Annotated in this window: 1 protein-coding gene; it reads left to right on the forward strand. The window is 36.3% G+C overall.

Annotated features, from left to right (window positions below; all coding sequences use genetic code 11):
• Positions 1-388 precede the first annotated feature (388 nt).
• The coding region (locus ACY3FQ_RS17950) for a DUF2147 domain-containing protein (RefSeq protein ID WP_489774586.1) at positions 389-670 on the forward strand (282 nt) is incomplete at its 3' end.

The raw sequence follows: 670 nt of genomic DNA on the forward strand, positions 1-670 counted from the left end.
ATGTGCAACAAAGCCCCTTAATACTAAAAAGGATTAGAAAAATTAAAGGGATTACATCATCAGAACAGCTTTATATTATGAAATGTAATCCCTAATTGACGATCAGTAATCCATTCCTCACTGTTTAGACAAATAGTCACAAACTTGCCAAATCAATAACATTGCTCAACACGAACTCTAAATTTCTACACGATTGAGCCTTCACATCATCAAAATGTGTATAAAAGATCCACAATATATACTTATTTATTTGCGAAGATTCCTCTTGAAAGTTGAACGACATGTTTACTTTCTTCATGGCATGTGTGAGCTGATCAGTAAGACGAACTCACACATCTCGTAACACGAAATAGAGGTTCTAAAATGATAAAAACAACTCTTAGTATTCTTGGTCTCAACCCTAGCACTCGCTGCTGATCCACTCAATGGAACAAAGTGGAAAACCATTGATGATAAAACCAAGCAACCTTTATCTGTTGTCCAATTTACCGAGACATCGAATGGCGTACTTTCTGCAAAAATCGTTGATGTTTTCACACCGGGTGAAGCACAGAAATGCAGCAAATGTGTAGGTAAATATCAGAACAAACCTTTATTAGGTGCTCAGATTGTTCATGGACTAAAAAATACCGGTAAAAACAGAGGTGGATCAGGAAATTTGAACAACACC

Source organism: Acinetobacter sp. AB03, assembly GCF_058107045.1.